The sequence below is a fragment of the Vibrio sp. THAF190c genome (genome assembly GCF_009363355.1).
GTDB classification, from domain to species: Bacteria; Pseudomonadota; Gammaproteobacteria; order Enterobacterales; family Vibrionaceae; genus Vibrio; species Vibrio fortis_A.
The window spans coordinates 161,079-183,605 of sequence record NZ_CP045339.1 but is presented as its reverse complement, the minus strand read 5'-3'; the positions used below and the strand labels follow the sequence as shown (position 1 = coordinate 183,605).

At 44.8% G+C, this 22,527-nt stretch carries 19 protein-coding genes; 5 read left to right on the top strand and 14 right to left on the bottom strand.

The window, feature by feature from the left end:
- The first annotated feature begins 120 nt into the window (after positions 1-120).
- The gene (locus FIV04_RS15895) at positions 121-1,683 is read left to right on the top strand and encodes a PAS domain-containing methyl-accepting chemotaxis protein (RefSeq protein WP_152469680.1); all 1,563 of its coding nucleotides are present in this window, start codon (positions 121-123) and stop codon (positions 1,681-1,683) included.
- A gap of 76 nt (positions 1,684-1,759) precedes the next feature.
- Here FIV04_RS15895 and FIV04_RS15890 read toward each other — a convergent pair whose 3' ends face one another.
- The gene (locus FIV04_RS15890; RefSeq protein WP_152469679.1) at positions 1,760-2,722 is read right to left on the bottom strand and encodes a hypothetical protein; all 963 of its coding nucleotides are present in this window, start codon (positions 2,720-2,722) and stop codon (positions 1,760-1,762) included.
- A 152-nt stretch (positions 2,723-2,874) separates the two neighbouring features.
- Between FIV04_RS15890 and FIV04_RS15885 the strand changes: the two genes are divergently transcribed.
- Positions 2,875-3,345: an Lrp/AsnC family transcriptional regulator gene (locus tag FIV04_RS15885; RefSeq protein WP_032552752.1), complete on the top strand. Its 471-nt coding sequence runs from the start codon at positions 2,875-2,877 to the stop codon at positions 3,343-3,345.
- A gap of 49 nt (positions 3,346-3,394) precedes the next feature.
- Here FIV04_RS15885 and tkt read toward each other — a convergent pair whose 3' ends face one another.
- Together tkt and tal are read right to left on the bottom strand one after the other, a co-directional pair.
- Positions 3,395-5,386, bottom strand: a complete 1,992-nt coding sequence (tkt, locus tag FIV04_RS15880) for a transketolase (protein WP_152469678.1) — start codon at positions 5,384-5,386, stop codon at positions 3,395-3,397.
- Positions 5,387-5,465: 79 nt separating this feature from the next.
- Positions 5,466-6,416 (bottom strand): transaldolase, encoded by a 951-nt coding sequence (tal, locus tag FIV04_RS15875; protein ID WP_152469677.1) that lies wholly within the window; start codon positions 6,414-6,416, stop codon positions 5,466-5,468.
- A 458-nt stretch (positions 6,417-6,874) separates the two neighbouring features.
- Here tal and FIV04_RS15870 point away from each other — a divergent pair, with 458 nt between their 5' ends.
- Positions 6,875-7,882 carry a sugar-binding transcriptional regulator gene (locus tag FIV04_RS15870; RefSeq protein ID WP_152469676.1) on the top strand — a complete coding sequence of 336 codons (1,008 nt, stop codon included), beginning with the start codon at positions 6,875-6,877 and terminating at the stop codon, positions 7,880-7,882.
- A gap of 47 nt (positions 7,883-7,929) precedes the next feature.
- Here FIV04_RS15870 and FIV04_RS15865 read toward each other — a convergent pair whose 3' ends face one another.
- The 7 genes from FIV04_RS15865 to moeA all read right to left on the bottom strand — a co-directional run bounded on the left by FIV04_RS15865 (position 7,930) and on the right by moeA (position 16,744).
- Positions 7,930-10,227 carry a bifunctional diguanylate cyclase/phosphodiesterase gene (locus FIV04_RS15865; protein WP_152469675.1) on the bottom strand — a complete coding sequence of 766 codons (2,298 nt, stop codon included), beginning with the start codon at positions 10,225-10,227 and terminating at the stop codon, positions 7,930-7,932.
- Between the two features lie 187 nt (positions 10,228-10,414).
- Positions 10,415-11,257, bottom strand: coding sequence for a sulfurtransferase (locus tag FIV04_RS15860; protein WP_152469674.1), 843 nt, complete (start codon positions 11,255-11,257; stop codon positions 10,415-10,417).
- 66 nt (positions 11,258-11,323) lie between these two features.
- Positions 11,324-11,647, bottom strand: a complete 324-nt coding sequence (locus FIV04_RS15855) for a hypothetical protein (RefSeq protein WP_150870293.1) — start codon at positions 11,645-11,647, stop codon at positions 11,324-11,326.
- Positions 11,648-11,792: 145 nt separating this feature from the next.
- Positions 11,793-12,335: a hypothetical protein gene (locus tag FIV04_RS15850; RefSeq protein ID WP_216651674.1), complete on the bottom strand. Its 543-nt coding sequence runs from the start codon at positions 12,333-12,335 to the stop codon at positions 11,793-11,795.
- 2 nt (positions 12,336-12,337) lie between these two features.
- Complete coding sequence (locus FIV04_RS15845; protein WP_152469673.1) at positions 12,338-14,482, bottom strand: LruC domain-containing protein; 2,145 nt, start codon at positions 14,480-14,482, stop codon at positions 12,338-12,340.
- A gap of 255 nt (positions 14,483-14,737) precedes the next feature.
- Positions 14,738-15,496 carry a molybdopterin-synthase adenylyltransferase MoeB gene (moeB, locus tag FIV04_RS15840; RefSeq protein ID WP_152469672.1) on the bottom strand — a complete coding sequence of 253 codons (759 nt, stop codon included), beginning with the start codon at positions 15,494-15,496 and terminating at the stop codon, positions 14,738-14,740.
- A gap of 12 nt (positions 15,497-15,508) precedes the next feature.
- Positions 15,509-16,744, bottom strand: a complete 1,236-nt coding sequence (gene moeA / locus FIV04_RS15835) for a molybdopterin molybdotransferase MoeA (protein WP_152469671.1) — start codon at positions 16,742-16,744, stop codon at positions 15,509-15,511.
- A 188-nt stretch (positions 16,745-16,932) separates the two neighbouring features.
- Between moeA and folE the strand changes: the two genes are divergently transcribed.
- Positions 16,933-17,586 (top strand): GTP cyclohydrolase I FolE, encoded by a 654-nt coding sequence (gene folE / locus FIV04_RS15830; protein ID WP_150870299.1) that lies wholly within the window; start codon positions 16,933-16,935, stop codon positions 17,584-17,586.
- A 523-nt stretch (positions 17,587-18,109) separates the two neighbouring features.
- On the opposite strand, the gene FIV04_RS15825 is transcribed toward folE, so the two are convergent.
- The 4 genes from FIV04_RS15825 to FIV04_RS15805 all read right to left on the bottom strand — a co-directional run bounded on the left by FIV04_RS15825 (position 18,110) and on the right by FIV04_RS15805 (position 21,096).
- Complete coding sequence (locus tag FIV04_RS15825) at positions 18,110-18,655, bottom strand: hypothetical protein (RefSeq protein WP_150870301.1); 546 nt, start codon at positions 18,653-18,655, stop codon at positions 18,110-18,112.
- Positions 18,656-18,665: 10 nt separating this feature from the next.
- On the bottom strand, positions 18,666-19,205 hold the full coding sequence (locus FIV04_RS15820) for a YaeQ family protein (protein ID WP_032552738.1): 540 nt from the start codon (positions 19,203-19,205) through the stop codon (positions 18,666-18,668).
- 112 nt (positions 19,206-19,317) lie between these two features.
- Complete coding sequence (locus FIV04_RS15815; RefSeq protein ID WP_032552737.1) at positions 19,318-19,527, bottom strand: cold-shock protein; 210 nt, start codon at positions 19,525-19,527, stop codon at positions 19,318-19,320.
- Positions 19,528-20,022: 495 nt separating this feature from the next.
- Positions 20,023-21,096, bottom strand: a complete 1,074-nt coding sequence (locus tag FIV04_RS15805) for a PQQ-dependent sugar dehydrogenase (RefSeq protein WP_152469670.1) — start codon at positions 21,094-21,096, stop codon at positions 20,023-20,025.
- Between the two features lie 227 nt (positions 21,097-21,323).
- Here FIV04_RS15805 and FIV04_RS15800 point away from each other — a divergent pair, with 227 nt between their 5' ends.
- Entirely contained in the window at positions 21,324-22,514 is a 1,191-nt protein-coding gene (locus FIV04_RS15800) for a multidrug effflux MFS transporter (RefSeq protein ID WP_152469669.1), read from the top strand.
- The last annotated feature ends 13 nt before the right edge of the window (positions 22,515-22,527 follow it).

The window sequence follows — 22,527 nt, the reverse complement described above, 5'->3', positions numbered from 1 at the left end:
CCATAAGAAACGAACAAAGTACCGTCATTTGCGTAAAATGTGAGGTTCATATTTTGTCATAATTTCAATAATTGTATATATTCGCCTGCTAAAACTATAAATACCAATAAGCAACGAATAATGACTGCCAGCCTATCTTCTCAACGACGTGAAACACTTTTAAACGATACCGATCAGCTGGTATCGACGACCGACCTAAAAGGCGTGATTACCTACAGTAATGAGGCTTTTTGTCGCATTGCAGAATATGAACAAGATGAACTATTGGGTCAAAACCACAATATTGTTCGTCACGATGAAATGCCTAAAGCTGCGTTTGCCGACATGTGGGTTAACCTCAAACAAGGTAAGGCGTGGCGTGGCATTGTTAAGAATAAAACCAAGTCGGGTGGCTATTACTGGGTGGATGCTTATGTGACGCCAATTTACGACAACGGTGCAATTAGTGGCTATCAGTCGGTTCGTGTGAAGCCAAAAGCTCAATGGGTACAAATAGCAGATAAAGCGTATCAAGGTCTGTTGAAGGCTGAGAAGAATGGTCGTCAATGGTCGTTGCAGATCAGTGATAGTGTTCGCTACGCGATTCTTCTCGGCTCACTTTCAGCGCCGGCTCTATCGAATATGATGGATCTAGGTCAGGCTGCGCAATGGCTATGTAGCTTACTGCCTGTTTCTGCACTGGCACTGCTATTTAGACAGGAGCTTATCGATACACCGCGCGAGCTTAAAAAGCTTCAATCTAAGTTTGATAGTGTTAGCCGCTTAGTGTATTCGGGCAATAGTCAGTTTTCGGTTGCTGATTTCCACCTTAAGTTGGCTTCGGCCCGTATTCGTACTGTATTAGGTCGAATGACAGATTCAGCGAAACCAATTCAAGACTTGGCAGATAACTTAAGCGCAACTTCTTACCAAGTAACGGAAGCGCTTGATCAACAAACTAAAGACATCCTTGAAGTACGTGAAGCGACGGCTGAAGTAGAAGTAACGGCGAATGAAGTGTCATCGACAACTCAAGAAGCGCACCAGATCGTTGATATCACCTTCAAAACATGTGCGAGTGCAAAAGAGAGCATCGACCAAACGCACAGCAATCTTGATAGTTTGAATGTACAGGCTGAAAAGGCGACTCAAACAACGTATCAGTTGAGCGATCAAGCTCAGAGCGTCAGCAAAATGATGGAAGAGATTGGTGGCATCGCAGAACAGACTAACTTGCTGGCTCTGAACGCTGCAATTGAAGCGGCACGTGCAGGCGAGCAAGGCCGTGGTTTTGCTGTTGTAGCAGATGAAGTTCGTGCACTGTCAGGGCGCACTTCAAAAGCAACTGTACAGATCAAAGAGAGTATTGAAACCATGCTGCACACTATTGAAGGATGGCAGCGTGATATTTTGGATAACCAAGCTCAGACAGCAAAGTGTGGTGAATCTGCACAGGTAAGTTCAGAGCGCTTATCTGAGGTTGAGTCGCTAATGGGGCAAATGAATCAATTGATGCAGTCTGTTGAGAGCGCAGCTAACCAACAGCGTCAGTTAACTAGCGATGTGAACCTGCATATTCAGTCAATCGCTTCTACGGCGGAACAAAACCAAGCGGCGACACATTCAGTTAAAGAGAACTCAAACGATCTTAAGAATCAAGTCGGGGAGTTCCATCTACTTGCGCAGCGTTTTGAAGAGAAGTAATGCTAGCAATTGGACCGCATAGAATATTAAGCCCCGCACTCGCGGGGCTTTTCTTTTTTAGTTTCTTAGCTCTTGCCTAGCCATTGAGGCTCTTGTAGAGATACTTTTCACACGTGACGTCACTGATGCGTTTGAGTGCGTGGGAGATCAGGGCAACCACGATTAAGCCAAACAACAATCGGCCCCAGAAGATAGTGATGAAATCCGCGCCAATTAGCATAATAAGAATGGTGTCTTCGATCATACTGTGGACCAGATTCAACAGCATGATTGCCGTAAAGATATCTCGCGCGGGGATATGTCCTTTATTTGCTTCATTGATCAATAAACCTCCACCAAAAGAGATCCCTAGAGTCATGCCGACGATAGTCATATTGGTCGCTTCAGGGCTTATACCCAACTCTCGCAGAACGGGACGCAGTGCAATGGCGATTAGCTTTTCGATACCTAACATCTTTAACACTTTAAGAGTGAACAGCAATACAGCGATGATGATGAAAATCATAAACAGGCTTTCGACTTGGCTCCAAGCCCACTCAAGATAAGTCTGCTCGCTGTTTAAGTCTGGTGCCCATATTACTTGTGCCGTTTGTTCTAGTAGACCACCCCATGTATAGGTTTGGTGAAGTATCCAAGCAAACAATAAGCCGCCACCGAGCCTCAATACCATAGTCGCAAAGACACTCACACCCGCTCGTTTAGCGACAGCAGCTTCAATCGGCAGTGAGTGTGCAATCAACATTAATGAACCTAGTACCGATACTTGTGCGACGCTGAGTTCAGCATTGGTGTTCATGAAGACCAATAAGCCTGCATAGATGTTCGTTAGAAGGGTTGTAGCCCATACCAACCCCATCTCACTGGGTAAACCGACAAAGCTCATTAAGGGGCTTAGCCATTCGCTCAGTAGCGTGATGCCGCCCATCTCTTCAACGATTTTGATGACAATGATGATTGGGATCATCAACTTGTATAGTGTCCAGGTTACATCAAATATTTCGCGCCAAAGCTCGGAGAAGAAATTTTGGAACTTTCTCATTGTTTCATCCTTTTCATTACAACTGATAGGATGAATGGTAAGGTATTCATAAGAAATATGATTAACCAGTTTAGAGTTGAATTGAGTTAATTATTTTTTATTTATCGATAAGTGATATATTTATTTCGTAAATTCTGGGTGTGGAGAAATATATGGAAATAGATCGAATTGATAGAAGTATCTTGAGCCTTTTGCAAAAGAATAATCGAATTGCCAATATCGATCTGGCAGAAGCTGTTGGGCTGTCTCCACCCGCTTGCTTGAAGCGTGTTAAAAGGCTTAGAGAAGGCAAAATCATTGTTGGCGACGTCGCTCTGATTAATCCAGCACTGGCAGGAAACAAAATGACGCTGATAGTATCCGTTGAGATGGAGCGTGATAGGGGGGATATCTACAGTGTGTTTAGTCGTTCAATTGAGCAGGCTCCTGAAGTCACACAGTGTTATCAGATCACCGGAAGCTATGACTTTCTGATCATTGTTTCAGTACCCGACATTCAAGCCTATGAGCGCTTTATTGAAAGGGTGCTGCATCAGGATAAGAACATTAGAAAATTTCACACTTCAGTGTCGACCAAAACCGTTAAGTTCAGCACCGAAGTCAATGTTGAAGAGATCCAATAAAAAATGCCCCGCTCAACGAGCGGGGCATTTTAGTTTCGAGATGCAGAGATTAAGCTAGAAGCTCTTTCGCTGTGTTTACTACGTTTTCAGTAGTGAAACCGAACATCTTGAATAGCTCACCTGCTGGTGCAGATTCGCCGAATGTTGTCATACCGATGATCTTGCCACCGAAGCCAACGTACTTGTACCAGAAGTCAGCGATGCCAGCTTCTACAGCGATACGAGCTGTTACGTCAGATGGAAGTACTGATTCACGGTACTCAGCGTCTTGCTTGTCGAATGCGTCAGTTGCAGGCATAGATACTACACGTACCTTCTTACCTTCAGCTGTCAGTTCAGCCGCAGCGTTAACCGCTAGCTCAACTTCAGAGCCTGTCGCGATAAGGATTAGCTCTGGCTTGCCTTCACAATCTTTCAGGATGTAACCACCCTTCGCGATGTTAGCTACTTGCTCTTGGTTACGCTCTTGCTGTGCAAGGTTTTGACGAGAGAAAATTAGAGACGTTGGGCCGTCTTTACGTTCGATAGCCAGTTTCCAAGCGACTGCAGACTCAACTTGGTCACATGGACGCCATGTGCTCATGTTTGGAGTTAGACGTAGAGATGCCATTTGCTCAACTGGTTGGTGGGTTGGGCCATCTTCGCCAAGACCGATAGAGTCGTGCGTGTAAACCTGGATGTTCTGAACTTTCATCAGAGCAGCCATACGCATTGCGTTACGAGCGTATTCCATGAACATTAGGAACGTTGCGCCGTATGGTACGAAACCACCGTGCAGAGCGATACCGTTCATGATCGCTGTCATACCGAATTCACGTACACCGTAGTGGATGTAGTTACCCGCTGGATCTTCAGCAGAAACAGACTTAGAACCAGACCACATAGTTAGGTTAGAAGGTGCAAGGTCAGCAGAGCCGCCTAGGAATTCAGGTAGCATAGCACCGAACGCTTCTAGTGCGTTTTGAGACGCTTTACGTGATGCGATGTTTGCTGGGTTAGCTTGAAGATCAGCAATGATTTGGTTTGCTTTCTCTTCCCACTGTGCAGGAAGTTCACCGTTTACGCGGCGTTTGAATTCAGCTGCCAACTCAGGGTGTGCTGCTTCATAAGCTGCAAGTTTCTCGTTCCACGCTGCTTCCTTAGCTGCGCCTGCTTCTTTCGCATCCCATTCTGCGTAGACTTCCGACGGAATTTCAAAAGGACCGTGCTCCCAACCAAGTTCTTTACGTGTAGCTGCAATTTCTTCAGCGCCTAGTGGTGCACCGTGACAGTCGTGTGAACCAGATTTGTTTGGAGAACCAAAACCGATGATAGTCTTAGTACAGATTAGAGTAGGGCGTGGGTCTGCTTTAGCGGCGATAATCGCTGCGTTGATTGCTTCAGCATCATGGCCATCTACTGCTGGGATTACGTGCCAGCCGTAAGCTTCAAAACGCTTAGGAGTATCGTCAGAGAACCAACCTTCAACTTCACCATCGATAGAGATGCCGTTGTCATCCCAGAAAGCGATAAGCTTACCAAGACCTAGCGTACCTGCTAGAGAACATGCTTCGTGAGAGATACCTTCCATCAGACAGCCGTCACCCATGAATGCATAAGTGAAGTGGTCAACGATGTCATGGCCTTCTTTGTTGAATTGTGCCGCTAGAGTTTTCTCAGCAAGCGCCATACCAACAGCGTTAGTGATACCTTGACCTAGAGGACCAGTTGTTGTTTCGATACCCGGTGCGTAACCGTACTCTGGGTGACCTGGAGTCTTAGAGTGCAGTTGACGGAAGTTCTTAAGATCTTCGATTGATAGCTCGTAGCCTGCTAGGTGAAGCAGAGAGTAAATCAGCATAGAGCCGTGGCCGTTTGAAAGAACGAAACGGTCGCGGTCAGCCCACTCTGGGTTTGACGGGTTGTGGTTTAGGTGATCACGCCAAAGAACTTCAGCGATGTCAGCCATACCCATAGGTGCGCCTGGGTGGCCAGAGTTTGCTTGTTGTACGCCGTCCATGCTTAGAGCACGAATAGCATTAGCTAGATGTTTACGGTCCATAATAACTACCAGTGTTTAAATATTGGAATTGGAAATTGAAAGGGGAACGCAAACGTTCCCCTTTTTTAATTCTGTGTGATTACAGCTTAGCTGCGATCATGTCTTCTAGTTTGCCTTGGTCAACTGCGAAGTTGCGGATACCTTCTGCAACTTTCTCAACTGCCATAGCGTCTAGGTTGTGCTCCCATAGGAACTCAGCGTGAGTCATTGGAGCAGGGCGCTCTTTAGAGCCTTTAGAGTCAACTAGCTTCTCTACAACTTCACCTTCAGCAGCTTCTAGTTCAGCTAGAAGAGCAGGAGCGATAGTTAGACGGTCACAACCGGCAAGTTCTAGGATCTCGCCGATGTTACGGAAGCTTGCGCCCATAACAACAGTGTTGTAGCCGTAGTCTTTGTAGTAGTTGTAGATGTCAGTTACTGAGATTACACCTGGATCTTCTGAAGCTTCAAAGTCACGACCTTCTTTAGCTTTGTACCAGTCCATGATACGACCAACGAATGGAGAGATTAGGAATACGCCAGCTTCAGCACATGCGCGAGCTTGTGCGAATGAGAATAGAAGCGTTAGGTTACAGTTGATGCCTTCTTTCTCTAGGATTTCAGCAGCACGGATACCTTCCCAAGTAGAAGCCAGTTTGATTAGGATGCGATCGTTAGTGATGCCAGCATCGTTGTACATTTTTACTAGCTGACGAGCTTTAGCTACGCTGCCTTCAGTGTCGTAAGAAAGACGAGCATCAACTTCAGTAGAGATACGGCCTGGGATTGTTTTCAGGATTTCTTTACCGATGTTTACTGCAAGCATGTCACAAGTGTCTTGTACTTGCTGTGCTTTATCAGCGCTTTGTGCTTTAGCGTATTCGATTGAAGCATCGATAAGTGGCGCATACTCTTCGATTTGAGCCGCTTTAAGAATCAGAGATGGGTTAGTTGTTGCGTCTTCTGGCTGGTACTTTTTGATTGCATCAATTTCACCAGTGTCTGCTACTACTGTCGTTAGTTTACGAAGTTGCTCTAATTTGTTGCTCATTTTGATCATCCTATCTATCGCATAACATCTCGTGTGAAGAGAGATGTGGGCATTTGCAAGCTAGCTAATAAACTTCTCATCACCAAATCATTGGTTCAGTTGTTCATTAATTTTAAAATTTCGAGCTGACGAACATTTGCTTCGAACATATGTTCGTTGGCTGAGTAAATGATGAAGCCATATTTATCCGATCTCACGGCAAAGTCAATGGCAAATAGTGCAGTAAAGTGACTTTAATCAAATATAATTTACTCCAATAAACACGGGGTCTGAAAGCAAACGTTTAATGCTTGTGTATTGAGCAGTTCAATTACACTTTGGTGATATTGATTGTCGTGAGCATTTGTTTTCTACCATTACAAATGTTCATGGTGTAAACTGATGCGACAGTTGCTTTGCTATCGCGCATTTGCTGCTTATTTAGGTGAATAAATTGTTAAATACTTGTTGGGTGGTATATGAGTAAGAATATTCAAGATGTGTCGGAAGAAAATACTGATCTTCTCACTGAAGTGGCAGTTGCCTACTATCAAGACGGTGCGACACAGGAAGAGATATCGAAAAAGTTCTCAATCTCTCGTGCAAAGGTTGGTCGAATGCTCAAGCAAGCTCGAGACGAAGGTATCGTAGAAATTACAGTAAAGTACCACCCAGTATTTAGCGCTAAAATAGAACAACGCTTAATTGAGCGCTTTGGTGTCAAGCGCGCACTTGTCGCTCTGGATCAACCGAATGAAGAGCAGCAACGTCTTCAAGTAGCTGGCTTAGTTTCTAACTATCTAACCAGCACCTTGAAAAACGGCATGGTAGTGACAGTAGGTCAAGGCCGTAACGTATCGTCTGTCGCACACCACACCGGCGTAATTACCCCACGTGATTGTAAGTTCGTGTGTGGTATCGGAGGCATCCACCCAAGAGGCGGTATGTTCAATGCCGACCACATTTGCCGTCAGCTGGCGAAAAAGTACGGTGGTTCATCGGAAACTCTGTATGCTCCAGCTTATGCGGAGAACAAGGCTCAAAAAACCGCATTTATGGAAAACAGCACAGTTAAACAAACACTCGATCTCGCTCGAAAGGCCGATGTGGCATTAGTGGGTATCGGTGACATGAGTGAAAACAGCTACATGGTTGACTTAGGCTGGTTTACCGCTGGTGAGGTAGTTCAATCTCGTTTATTACAGGGTGTTGTTGGTGATTTTGCCGGTTACGACTTTTTTGACGTACATGGTAAAGCGGCAAACACAGTAATGAGTGACCGTGTTATTGGCTTGGGGTTGGAAGAGTTTCGCCCGATTGCAGAGGTGATTGCCATTGCTGCGGAGAACAGTAAACCGCTCGCGTTGTTGGGTGCTCTAAGAACTGGCGTGGTTGATGTAATAGCAACCAGCGTAAGCAACGCATTGACCGTTCTTAACTTGGATGAGCAGATGAAATATGCCGAAAAAGGCGAGAGTGCCAAATAACTGATTCGCCAATGAGATTAAAAAATGGAAGCACACGCTTCCATTTTTTATGCTTCACACTCTTCTTTTGTCGAAGGTGAATAGTGCTTCAGATATTGGCTAAGTTCTTCGTACGGTAATGGACGAGAGAAGTAATAGCCCTGCATTAAATCACAGTGACAAGCTTTTAGGACATCGAAGTGCTCTTTGGTCTCGACACCTTCTGCCAATACCACCATGCCAAAGTTTTTACCGATGGCAATGATGTTTTGAACCATCGTCAAAGATTGAGCATCGCAGTTAATGTTCTCGATAAAGCTCTTATCAATCTTCAGTTCGTAGATTGGTAATGCCTTAAGCATACTTAAAGATGAGTATCCGGTACCGAAATCATCCAGTGAGATCTTAATGCCTATATCGTTGAGCGATTCAAAGATAGGGCGCACTTGTTGTACGTCTTCTATGAATAAGTTTTCGGTGATCTCTAGCGTTAGGTAGTCACTCGGGAATTGATACTTTTCAAGTGTCGCCAATAGATGCTCTGCAAATGCAGCATGCATAAATTGACGCACAGAGATGTTGATCGATAAACCTAGTTTAAACATCTCAATTCGGTGCAGGTGCGCAATCTGTTGGACACTGGATTCAATGATGAACGCGCCTAATCTTGGCATCAGCCCGGTTTTTTCTGCCACGGGGATGAATACGTCAGGTGGTACAAAACCTAGTTCATCGTCAATCCAGCGCACCAGAGCTTCCACACCATGAACACTGCCATCTGCACACAGGAGAGGCTGGAACACCATAAAGAGTGTCTGTTTCTCAACGGCCACTCTTAGCTTTTGTTCCACCTTCATTTTATACAAGTGAGTTTCCTGCATCTCAGCTGTGAACATGCTGTACGAGTTCTGCTGTTGTTTTGCTTTGTACATTGATATGTCGGCTGAACGCAGAAGGCTATCGAGGTCCGTACCGTGTTGCGGGAATTGTGCAATACCGATACTACAGCTTAATAGGAATTGTGATTCGTCTACGTCGTAAGGCTTCGATAACACCTCGATTATTCTTTCCGCCAAACGGTGCAATTCACTCTCATTGGTCAAGGGCGTTAAGAATAAGAACTCATCACTTGAGTCCCTAATAACAAGGCTCAGGCGTGACTGGAAACGGCTCAAGCGAAGCGCAATTTGCTTGAGGATTTTATCGCCAAAGTCATGCCCATGAGTGTCGTTCACACTCTTAAAGTTGTCGATATCAATAAACAACAAGGTAAACGGATGTTTCTCATCATCAAGCCATTTACTGATGTTTTGGCGCATATAGAATCGATTTGGTAGCGAGGTTAGTGGGTCGTGATTCGCTTGATAAATCAGCTGCTTACGAGTGCGAAGCTCACTCTTGGAAATCGATTTAACCAGTGCGTAAAAGCAAGCATGTAGCAGCAAGAACACAGCAATGTAGATGCTAAACTCTTCCCAGAAAACCTTATCTACATACGCAAGCTCTGTTGTGCCGATAACCCAAAGTTTGTAATTGTTCAGGTACGTAGTGGTGACAATGCTGTTATTGCCTTCTTGTTCAACGATCGCAGAGTAGATCTTTCCACTCTCTTTAGCGTCTTGAATTTTTATGTTGTACGACTTGGCGAAGCTTTTGGCGATATGCTCGACCATATTGGCGTCAACGGGAGTAGAGTAGGCTCGTAGTGAAACCACATCTTTTGAATAGAACTGACGATAAAGGTCGTCGCGCAGCAGGCTCAAGCTGTTGTACTCAGCCGTGTTAACGTTCTTTTTAAATAGGATGGTGCTGTTAAGTTTTAACCCTGCCGTCATTACCGCGGTGACATCAGTGCCGTTGGTGGAAATCGATTTACGAATAGGGATGATCAGTGTGCCAAGGGAGTCCTGGAAGTAGGTGCGACCTAACACCATTTTTTGGCTTTCAATCGCCTCTAAAAAGGAGTCACGGGTGTAGTCATAGTCGAGAAGATTACGTTGCTCAGTCAGCATCAAATTTGAGCTAACAGCTAAGTATTCGCCTTTAGGGTTGATCAAGCCAAAGGCGGCGATCGCCGGGTGAGTGTCGAGCAGTTTGTCCAAGATAGGACGAATTTGAATTGCTGCAGTACGAGTAAAATCAGATTGTTGGAGTAATTGATGGCCGACGACTTCTAGTAACGCCTCTTGGCTAGTTAGAAGCGATTCAATAGAGTTCGAAAACAGTTCCAACTGCATATGCTGTTGGCGGGTGAAGTCGTCGCGGTTAGTTTGCCATTTGATAAGCCCAAACGCAGAAAAAAGTATCAAAGTCAGCAGTACGATCAATACGTACAACGTCCAGATATTTTTTTTGAATACAGCCATACAACGCCTTTGGGTCTAGATAACACTCATGTAACGGCCAATTTTGAGAAACCTTGAATCGAAATTGTAAAAAAGAACGCCGTATTTATTCTGTTGTATAGTAACAAAACACATAGCAACTCAGTATTGTTTCGATCAAAATTATTTGTCATCTAGACCAATTAATGTGACATGCCTGCAGTTATTTTTACGGCTCGGTCACTTCGATCGGTAGGTTTTCGTTTGCTCCCCATTCAGTCCATGAACCATCATAAACACTCATTGGGTTGTTGTACCCTGCAATTTTCGCAGCCAGAAGAATGATACAAGCCGTAACGCCGGAGCCACAGCTGAATACCATAGGCAGTTGTTGTATGTCTAATCCGCTGAAGATTGTTTTCAGTTCTTGCTCTGACTTTAAGCGCCCATTTTCCATAACTTGTGCGAAGGGTAGGCAAACAGAGTGTGGAATGTGGCCACTTCTCAACCCAGGACGAGGCTCTGGTACTTTAGAGTCGAAACGTGCTTGAGAGCGTGCATCGAGAATATTAGCTTGTTGCGTTTTAGAGTAGTCGTTGACTTGAGCTGCATCGATAAAGTAATTCTTATTTAGCACGCCTTCAAAATTCCCAAGAACATCAACGGTGCTGTATTGTGAAACCGTCTCAAAGCCACTTTCGACCCACGCTGGTAAACCACCATCCAGAATCAGAGTATTGGTATGACCCATGGCTAAGAACATCCACCAAGCACGTGGTGAAGCAAAAGTGCCTGCGTTGTCATACACCACGACGGTACTCTTATTGTTTATGCCAAGTGCTCGAGCACGTTCATTAAAGTGTTCCTCGGTCGGGAACATATGAGGAAGCAAGGTATGCTTATCACAGAAATCTTTGTCGTAGTCGAATTTTACCGAGCCAGGGATGTATTGGTCAGTAATCTTTTCTGCTTCGCCCGGAATTTGAAATTCGATACTGGCATCGAGAAGGATAACGTCTTGCTGTTTTAACAGCTCGTTCAACTGAGCGGGTGTGATCAGAGGTTGAGTCATAGTACTCCACTTCCTGTGTTGTTATTGTTTGAATTGATATATCTACAAAGGTGAACTTTGGGCAAGCTATTGGGTGGTGTCTGCAGCAATACAGCGCTGATATTTATAACTTTGTTGCCCGGTTGATTGATTCAATAATGCATCAACAATCACTATAGAATCAATGGGGCATTCAATAGTTGCTGGGACTGACAATCGAAAGCTTGGCTCATCATCAAGTTTTAAAGTCAGATAGCGACGATGGCCATCAAGCGATTGGGTAAGGGTATTCGCCATGACGGTCGCCCGCTTTTCTACAGTGTTGGAGGAAGGGGTGGTTAATTGAATCAACGCCACTAAAACTACAACCCCCAAACCTAGAATAACAAACGCCAACTTTAGCTGTTTCATAGAGTTGTTTGAGCTCCTAGACTATGTGCAGTTAGTTTTAAGATACGCCAGTTATAACGAATTGAGTATAAAGATGCGCGAGTTCGTGAGGCAACTAACAACAAAAAGCGAGCCCAAATAGGCTCGCTTGTATTTACTCGAATATCTACCAGGTCACTTGCATCACATCGGAAGAAACAACTTGCTGAAGCGGCGCTTGACCATCATAGAACCAGATCTCAATCAGGATGTTCTCCTCGCTGATTGGAGCGGTAAATGAAGAATTAAACTGACCGTTGTTCAAAGAGCCAGCCAGCAATCTGCTTGAATAGTCTGGCTTAAAAGTCGCGTCACTGCGTTCAGAATAGCGGCTATACACAGATACGAATGAACGGTTCGTTGATATATGACTGATATCGATATTAAGGTCGTGCTGTTCTACCGGGTTGTAGTCAAAACCATCGGGTACGGTTAAGTCGGACATCGTGCTTGCCACTGCTGGAGCGGGTGCAGCCGTTGAACCGCCACCTCCGCCGCCGCCACCTCCACCACAACCAAAGATCAAAGTAGTACTAGCGAGCAGTGAAATTAACGAAGCTTGTTTAACCATGGCTCTGCATCCTTTTGTTGGTGTTTCCTGTAGTGCTGACGACTCAGTGTTACTGCTGTTAGTATATGGTTTTGAGGATTTCATTTGCGCATTCATCATGATTACTCCTCTGAGCTCAAGTCATAACATTGGCCAGCTTCAGGTGACTGGAACCAGGTTGTCGCATCTTCGCCGCCAGATTCTGCAAACGTCTTGAATTGTGGGTATGCCGTTACGATGTCTACACGTTCTTGTGGCCATTCCCACTCGGCTGTTGACGTAATCATTAATGCCCAAGGGTGGTTCTCTGCTGTTTTGAAGTACTTGCCTTCACTTGGACTACTGTCATCAACACCTAAGCCAGTCTCGAATAGGTTTGCACTGTCGAAGGCTTCAGTTGGTGCTTGATCAGCCAAGTGGACTTCCCAACTACGACCTGGGTGTAACGGTAAGTTTGGACCGTGGTAGTGACCAGGAGTCGCAAAGATGAATGGGTCGTACGGCATATCTGTCCAAGCACTAGTGTCAACGCCTTCACCGTCTAATGAAATACCAATTTGGAAAGCAAATTGTTCATCGTCCTTACAACCATTCTGTGTACGATAGAAATCACAACTGGTAGCGATTTTTTCAGTCAGGTTCTCTGCGACAACAAAAATGGCTTCACTGCGACCGCTTTCCATATTGAGAGACGTGAACACACCATTCTCTTTCATGTAGGAGTTACCAGTGTTGACAGAGCTTGGCGCTAAGTTCGGAAGGCGAACCGCAAAGCCATTAAGGTAATCCGCGCCGACAGCCACCAGACGACCATCAATCGTTGATTTGACGACTTTGCCATCTTTTAAGATCTCCGTGATTCGGTAACGAAGTACGGCATCATTCATGTCGTAGTCAGCTTTATAAGGCCAGTTATCTTCATATGCGAGAGTGGCGTAACCCGATGCGCTTGGGAAGTAACGAGCGGTAGCACCGTCATTGAGTACATCGACTTGAATATCAACAACTTCACCGGACGTTGAACCGCCGTAATACTCTAGGTTGGTCTGTTGACTGAAACGGAAACGAGCCCACGTCGTACCCGTTAAAGCATTAACATCAACGTTGAGGAAAAGCTCGTTTTCACCAGCAGATAGTTGATAGTCAGCGAACACTTTTTCGTTCTCACCATCAAAGCTACCATCTTGGTTCCAATCTATCCAAGCAGACAGATAACCCGTGGTTGATGCCTCAACCATCACTTTAGAATCAAGTCCAGCCTCAAGCGCAGTAACAAAGCCGATACCGCCGTTGGTCCACTCATCATCTATACCGGTTGTCTCATCGGACTGTGGAGATACAAAACCGTCTTGCTCGCCATCTGGGGCTTCACTACCGAGCCAAGTCACACCATCAAGCTCATGTCGCGGACCGTTACTATTAAGCAGTGTTAGATAGCTGTCTGGTGCATCACCAAAATCGATGTTGGAGTCTTCGTCAATAACAGGAGCGTTTGCACAACGAGCACCATCATTCTGATTAGAGCTAGGGCCGTTAGATACAAACTCAACGGCAGGAACGATACCTGCAGCAATATTGGCCGCATTATCTGGAGATAGATTCACACGGTAGATTTTACCGTCTTGGTTACGTGATACGTAGTAGTTACCGTTAACATCGAAATAGCCCGCACCAAATGTTCCTGTTTCCCCAGTATTACCAATTGAGGTTGTCGCGCCTGTATTTGGGTCGAAGGAGTAGAGCACCCCTGAATTGTTATCGATTCCGAAAAGCTTGCCATCACTTGGGTGGAATGCGAAGTCAGTGAGCCTGACCGTGGCAATATCAGACACTTTTACAACAGGTAGCACTGCGTTGGAATCTGACGCGAGCGGCGTTAAGTCGATTGTGAACAGTCCTTTGCCAGTGCGATATAGATAGTAAGTACTGTTATAAACATCGCCCACATAAAAGGTGTGGTCGGTTGGTAAACCGCTGGTATTAACGACTTCAGCTTGGAAATTAGATCCCAGTCTTACGATGCGTTTGTTAGTAGTGTCGTAACCGTAGATATAGCGGTCATCAAAGCTAAAACCGACACCATTAATATTGGCGTTCATGCCTGTGTCCGATTGCAACAGCGTTGTAGAGCCTGTGACTAGATTGACGCCATATACTTGAACTGGCGTTGATTGAAATAGGTATGCCTTGCTTGGGCAAGTGTCGAATGGCGCGGCTTGAGCTAGAAGCGGTGCACCGAGTAGCAAACTTAACGTTGGGATTCTCATATCAACATCCTTGTAATGGAAGATACTGTATGAGTATCAATTCTTATGCCATTTTTAAGTTGTTGTATTTATTGGTTTTATGTTTCTGTTTCTTAGTTTTCTCAAAATGAGAATTGAATTGGCGTCGAAATAAGCCAAGTAGCGAAGAGAGTTTTCAAAATGAAAATAAGTGGAAGCGGATAGAAAAAGAGCCTCAATCCAAAGAGTGAGGCTCTAATAAACGTGTTTTAGAGACGAGACAGTACAGTGCGATGTTTACTTAGACTCGCCACACACTGTGCAAGTTGGCATTTTCATCAATTTCATTTCACGCCAGCTGTGTGACATCGCATCTAAGATAAGAAGTTTACCTTCTTTCGGAGAGCCAAATTGCGCTATTACTTTAATGGCTTCTAGAGCCTGTGCAGCGCCGACTATACCTACAACAGGTGCCATAACGCCAGCCTCAACGCAGCTAAGCGCAGCCGAACCGAATAGAGCACTTAAGCATTGATAGCACGGAGCGTTCTCGTCTTGGTAGGTAAATACACTGATTTGACCTTCCATACGAATTGCTGCTCCAGAGACTAATGGGACCTTTGCTTGGTAGCATAATCGATTGAGTTGATTACGTGTCTCTACGTTATCACATGCATCCAGCACCAATGTGTGTGATCTAATCAGACTATCTAGTTCATCGTCTGACAGACGTCGGTCTACTGTTTCTACCTTCAAATGAGGATTCAGCAGTTTGAGTGATTCAGCTGCCGATTCGACCTTTTTCTTTCCGACGTCAGCATCGGTATGCAACACTTGCCTTTGCAAATTAGATAGCTCTACTACATCATCATCAATGAGCGTGAGCTTGCCAATACCCGCTGTAGCCAGATATTGGGACGCTGCACAGCCTAAGCCGCCTGCGCCCAACACAAGAATGGAGCTTTGCTTGAGGGCTTCTTGTCCCTCAAAGTCGAACTGTTTAAGAATGATCTGGCGGTTGTAGCGAAGCATCTCCGCATCAGACAGAATTTCCATTAACAAGCCTCGTTAGTAGAGTGTTGAATTAAACAGTTGGATTTGAACAGTTTCACCTGCTTCGACACGACCTCGCTCACGTTCAAGTACCACAAAGCAGTTCGCAAGGCTCATCGAGCGGAACGCGCCTGAGCTTTGGTTCCCGGTTGTTTCGACGATAAACTGACCATTTTCGATGGTGTAGATACCACGTTGATAGTCGGTACGACCCGGTGCTTTTTTAAATGCTGAACGCGTTGTCGCTGGAATAGATTCAGGTGCCTTCCACGCTGTGTTGCCGGCCAATTTAGCGAGCATCGGTTGTACGAGTACGTACATAGTCAGAACTGCGGATACTGGATTGCCCGGAAGACCACAGAACCAAGCGTTCTCTAGTTCGCCAAACGCAAAAGGTTTACCCGGTTTGATTGCGAGTTTCCAAAAACCAATCTGACCAAGCTCTTCAAGAATGTCTTTGGTGTAGTCCGCTTCACCAACACTCACGCCACCGGAAGTCACGACAACATCAGCGAGCTCTTGCGCTTTTTCGAATGTTTGCTTAAGCGTAGCAGGGCAATCAGGAATGATGCCTAAATCAATGGCTTCACAGCCGAAGGCTTCAATCAGAGGTTTAATGCCGTAGCGGTTGCTGTCGTAAATCTGGCCATCTTCTAGTGGTTGACCTAAAGGCTTAAGCTCGTCACCAGTAGAAAAGAAAGCAACCTTAGGTTTGCGCAGCACTCGAATGTGGCTAATACCCAGAGACGCGATCATTGGAATGTCACGAGGTGTCAGACGTTCGCCTTTACTCAGCACAACGTCTCCTTGCTTGATGTCGTCACCCGTTGGACGAATGTTGTTGTTCGGCTTGATGTCAGTTTGCTGAATCTCGATGCCGTTTTCGGTTTCACGCGTATTTTCTTGCATGATGACCGCATCGCAACCTTCTGGAATTTTAGCGCCAGTCATGATGCGCACACAGGTGTTTTGTGGCCATTCGCCTTCAAACGGCTGACCTGCGAATGATTTACCTGCGAGTGGGAGTGTATTGCCATTTTCTAGGTCTGCTAGACGAAGGGCATAACCGTCCATTGCTGAGTTATCAAAAGGAGGAACAAAAATAGGTGAGAGAATATCTTCAGCAAGAACGTAACCTAGAGCATCCGCTAACGGCAGTGATAGTGTGTCTTGAATTGGTGTAATTGGTGATAGCAGCTTATCAAGTGCTTCTTCAATTGGCATTAAGCCCGGAGCGTCGCAACAGCCCATAATTGAATTCCTTTGATCGTTATTATTTTGATTTGTTTGTTGGTACATCGGTATCAACGAAATTGATGCCACTTTAGCATAGTTTGAGGCCCGTAAATAATGACCTCCCTTAAAATATGGGTGTAATTATTCAAAATTCCGAGTATCCTTGTCTGCCATCCAAAAGGGGTAATAGAAGAGGAAGTTCAATGTCAGGTCTTAGCGAATCAGCGAAGTTGGTTAAAGATGCGCTAGCGAGCCGCGGGTTAGAAACACCAATGAGCCCGAATCAGGTAAGCCGTGAAGAGAAAAAGGAACGAATCGAACATCATATGCGTGAGATTCTGACTCTTCTAGAACTTGATTTAACCGATGACAGCTTGGAAGAAACACCGCATCGTATTGCTAAAATGTATGTCGATGAAATTTTCTCTGGTTTGGATTACGCCAACTTCCCTAAAATCACCGTGATCGAAAACAAGATGGGTGTTCGTGAAATGGTACGTGTGAAAGACATCACAGTAACCAGCACGTGTGAACATCACCTAGTAACTATCGATGGCAAAACGGCGGTTGCTTATATTCCTCGTGGTAAAATCATTGGTCTTTCTAAGATCAACCGTATTGTTCGCTTCTTTGCTCAGCGCCCACAAGTTCAGGAGCGCATGACTCAGCAAATTCTAGTTGCACTTCAAACTCTGCTTGAGACGGATGATGTTGCGGTAACAATGGATGCAGTTCACTACTGCGTGAAGTCTCGTGGTGTTATGGATGCAACGAGTGAAACGACCACAACGGCACTGGGCGGTATTTTCAAGTCAAACCCAGCAACTCGTCATGAGTTCTTGCACGGTCTACGCTAATCTACGATTGATTAGATAGGTTCGATTTCACTGTTTAAATCGACAAGAAATATTCGAAGCCTCGCACTCTGCGGGGCTTTTTTGTATCTGATTCGTTCTATTACCTAACGTGACAGCAAGCGTTACGGGGAGTTTCTTTATGCAAGTGTGGTTTTGTGCTGGCGATAGATCCCCGACTCAGTCGTCCCTCCTTCTCGGGGATGACGGATTAGAGCTCCCTGAGATTGATTGGCAAATGGTTACGTCTAAATAACTTTGGTCATTCTCTAGCGTGAAGAATTAGCGAGTAAAGAATCAGTACGGTTTCAGAATTAGTATGAGTTCCCCCAATTCAGTCGTTCCTTCTTCCCGAGGCTGATGATTTTGAGTTTCAGAAGTTGATTGGGGAATTTTACGTCTAGATTATTTACGTCATTCCCTAAAGCGAGGCACGAGCGTAGTAGGGAATCTGTTACGAAGGCATGGTTTGAAAGGAATGCGCTCAACAGGCAGTAAAGCGCACTTTCATTTGAGTTTGAAGCGATTATGACAGGTTAAACAAACGCTTAAGATTATGAATTAAACCTGATGGCTTATTCTGATCTTGATAGATGCTCAAGCCATCGTAGAAGCTACCCATAAACGAGACACGAATCTCATCCTCTGTTTGTCTTACGATTCGACAAAGTAGGGAAGCTGTCGCGGCTGCGTGATCGTTCGCTAGGCTATAATCCATGCCCATGCGGCCTTGAACAAATAGCCATAGGTGAGTGATGAATTGCAGCTTCTTTGAACTTGAGTGGCTAAATTTCTGACTATGCTCTTGGCCAACGGTCTCTTCCAGCACTTGCTGCATAGCTTCGCTGGCATCTTTATCAGAACTAAATTCATAGCTCGCATCGATGTGCGTTTTTGTCAGCAAGCCAAGCAGAGTTTGAATACTGGAGTTGTCAGGTTTGTTTTCACACGCGTGCTTGAACAAAGACTGATTACTCTGGATAAAGTCTTTCGATTCCTGTTCAAACCCAATTTTTAAGGCTTGGATCTGTTCAAAACCTGCTTCTGATAAACAGTGTTCGAGTTTACTCATCGTGCTGGTGCTATTCGTTGCTTTGTAGTTCTTCCCAAGTCACTTCAGCTGACTTGGTATCACTGTTCACAAAGGCTGAATTGCCCGTTAACATCACTGACAGATCCATCGTACGTTCTGTCATTTCCGCCATTTGCTCGATGCCTTCATTGCTCAGGCGAACAATTTGAGCGTCCAAGTAACCAAACTTACCGCGATTCTGTTCCCACCAAACATTTGATTTGGTGTTAAAGCTAAATACTTTGACTGACTTTGCTAAGCGAGTGGCTTTTTTAACGCGCTCTGGATCCGGTTCACCGACATCGATCCACTCTAAGATCTGATCATCAAGAGACTTTTGCCAAAGGTCTGGTTCTTCAATAGTCGACAAGCCTTTGGTGAATTGAAGCTCTGGCGATGCATTGATACAAAACGCCATGATACGCGCCATCATGCGTTGCTCTGTCTCAGAAGGGTGTTGTGCGATAGTGAGGTTGAACGAGTCGTAGTAGTCTCGATTCATGTCAGTGAGTGAGATACGAAATTTGTAGATTGTAGGTTTAAGAGCCATTAGCACAGTCTTGTATTATAAATTGACCTCTATCTTACCTTAACTGAATGAATTTTGGGTAAAAAAATAGCCAGCGTCGGCTGGCTATTTTAGGAATGCGTTAAGCGATCAATTAGATTACTTTGATGCTGTCTGCTTGAGGACCTTTTTGACCTTGAGATACTACGAACTCAACTTTTTGGCCTTCAGCAAGAGTTTTGAAGCCGTCACCAACGATTGCAGAGAAGTGTGCGAATACGTCTGGACCATTCTCTTGTTGGATGAAGCCGAAACCTTTAGTTTCGTTGAACCATTTTACTGTACCAGTAACTGTGTTAGACATGATGATATCCTAAATTATTTTTTATTTGAGCCTATTGCGGCACCGATAGCGTGGAAAAGTTTATTGCTATTGCGTACAACACAACGGGGGGTTACTAGTAATCCGACGATATGTTTATATACAAAGAACTTTCTTTCTAGCCGAAATCGAGTCTAAATCAAACAGGGTAGGTGTCAATGGGATATTGTGCTAAAGGTTGCAGAACTTTGGGGGCAGTCAAACTTTCCATCCCTTAGATATCATGTAGTTACAATGGTATGGTGTTTTGTTGTACTTTTTGTGACAGATCGGTGTTATTTTTGGCAAAAAACTGGAGTCAAAGCACTAATTCAACAATTATTAATATCAATAATGGATGTGAAATGTGAGGCGTAAAACAAATATAGAAACGAGACTCATTCGAATAATTGGTTGATCACCGCCCCTATCTAAACGGGCTTTCAAGGCAGGTATCACACCTAAACAGCTGCAATACCCAACCTTGGGAGTCTCTGCTTAATGGGTTATGCGATATAAATTCCCGTTGTCGGTACTAAAATAGATATCACCCTCTGGCGTGACTTCAATATCACGGATTCTCTCTCCCAGATCTTCAAACAATCGCTCTTCTGCCACGGCTTGGTTCTTCTTATTCAGGGTAACAACATTAATATGAGCGAGCTTCAACGCACCAGATAATAGCTTGCCATCAAGCTCAGGGAATTTCTCTCCTCTATAAAGTACTAAACTGCCCGGAGCGATAGAGGGAATATAAACCTTTACAGGTGACTCTATGCCTTTCTTCGTCTCTGCTTCGCCAACTTTAATGGGTCCCCAATACTCTTTTCCATGGGAAGTCACTGGCCAACCGTAGTTTGCGCCTTTCTTAATCAGATTGATCTCGTCACCGCCACGCGGTCCATGCTCAATCGACCAAAGCTTCTTGGTTTTTTTATCATAAAAAAGACCTTGTGGGTTTCGATGACCGTAACTCCAAATCTCGTTAAGTACGTTTTTGTTTTTCACAAAAGGATTGTTTTTGGGTACCTGTCCGTCAGGCGTTAGTCGTAAAATAGAACCAGCGTGGGTTTGCGTGTCTTGGCCGTTGTCTCGCTCACCGCGATCACCAATAGAAAAATAGAGACTATTGCTATCGAAAGTAATGCGGCTGCCAAAGTGACGACCTGTATCTGTTAGGGATTGAGAGACGAAGACATCTTGCCAGTCGGTAATCTGCGTTCCGTTATAGGTCGCACTTGCCAGAGCAGTGACGGCATCACCTTGTTGTTTTTTACTGTAGGTGACGTAAATTTTGTTTTGTTCAAATGGCGATAGGGCGATATCTAAGGCGCCACCTTGATCTTTAGCCCAAACATCAGGCAGACGAAAAAGAGTCTCTTGTTCGCCAGTTTTGAGATTAACCTGTTTGATCACGCCTTCTCGTTCAGTCACTAACATTGTATTGTCATCAACGTAAGCAAGCCCCCAAGGAATTAATAATCCATCGGTGATCTTCTCAACTTGAAGTGCTTGGCTCGGTAACGCAACAGCTAGGCTTAAAACAGCGGTAATACAATGACTTAATCTCATACAGTCTCTCCAAATAATCCCTTGTCTTTTAGTGTAGCGTTACTATTGCTCATGAAAAGTGACTATTTCGAAAATAAATGTAAATAGTATTGTATGAATAAACCATGTGGCGTATGTTATCTCGTCTTTCCTCACGATGCTTAACAAGCATGCTGATACGGTGGCTTGTTATGCAAGCATTGTTTCTATCGCTCTTGTAACACTCATCAAAATTAGGTTGTGCAGCCATGAAGTCCAGTTTTGAATTTAAAACTATCTTGCTCGCTTGTCTGATCATTAGTGTTGGTCAACTTAGCATGGGCTTGGTGTTTCCATCACTACCTTGGATTGCCAAAGACTTTGATGTTTCACTGGAGCAGGCTCAGCTTTTGGTGAGTATCTATCTGCTTGGCTTTGGGCCGTCGCAGTTCTTATATGGTCCTATTTCCGATGCGTTAGGGCGCAAAAAAGTGCTATTGACCGGTCTTTTGATTGCCTTGATGGGTCTACTAGTGATCATTTTCCTAAGTCACTCATTCTCGAATATGGTGCTGGGTCGCTTCCTGCAAGGTCTGGGTACTGGTTGTTGTGCTGTATTAGCTAGAGCGACAACACGAGATAGATACTCGGGTTCAGAGCTACCCATCGCAATGTCTTATATTGCTATGGTGGCGTCAATTACACCGTTAATTGCCCCCGTCATTGGCGGTTTCATTAACTTCCACTTTGGCTGGAGTATGGTGTTCATCTCGCTGCTTGGTTATGTGAGCTTGGTGTGGTTTGTGATTGCTTTTCGTTTCAAAGAGACGGTTAGCCAGTTTTCGAAGATTCCTTCACCAAAACGAATGACCATCCAGTACAAAGAGTTACTGAGTTCGCGATATTTCATCAGTTTTGCCAGCATAGGTTGGCTTAACTTCAGTTTGATGATCACAACTGTTTCAGTGATGCCATTTATCATGCAGAACCAAATTGGCATGACATCGGATCAATACGCAATGTGGGCGGTGATACCGGCATTAGGTATGTTAGGCGGGACCAGTTTGTGTAGTCGGATTCGACCTATCTTAGGCAGTAAGAAAACTCTGTTGATTACGCCTGTTCTTCATACCTGCGCGGCTGTCTGGCTGTTTGTGTGTCCGCTAGAGCCGTTGTACCTAATGCTCGGACAGTTATTGATGATTCTTGGAAACGGTATTGCATTGCCATGTGCTCAAGCCCTAGTGATGCTTCCATACAAAAAGAATGCAGGTGCGGCTGCAGCTATGTCTGGAGGAGGGCAGATGGTGGTGTCGTCATTGGTGAGTATGGGATTGGTTAAACTGGGTTTAGGAGAAGCTTGGCATCTGTCGATTGTGAGCGCTGTGTTTACGTTAATTACACTGTTTAATATCACTCGTGGTTTTAATAGCCCAGAAGCGCAGCAGGCAAATACTTAGCCTGCTACAAAGT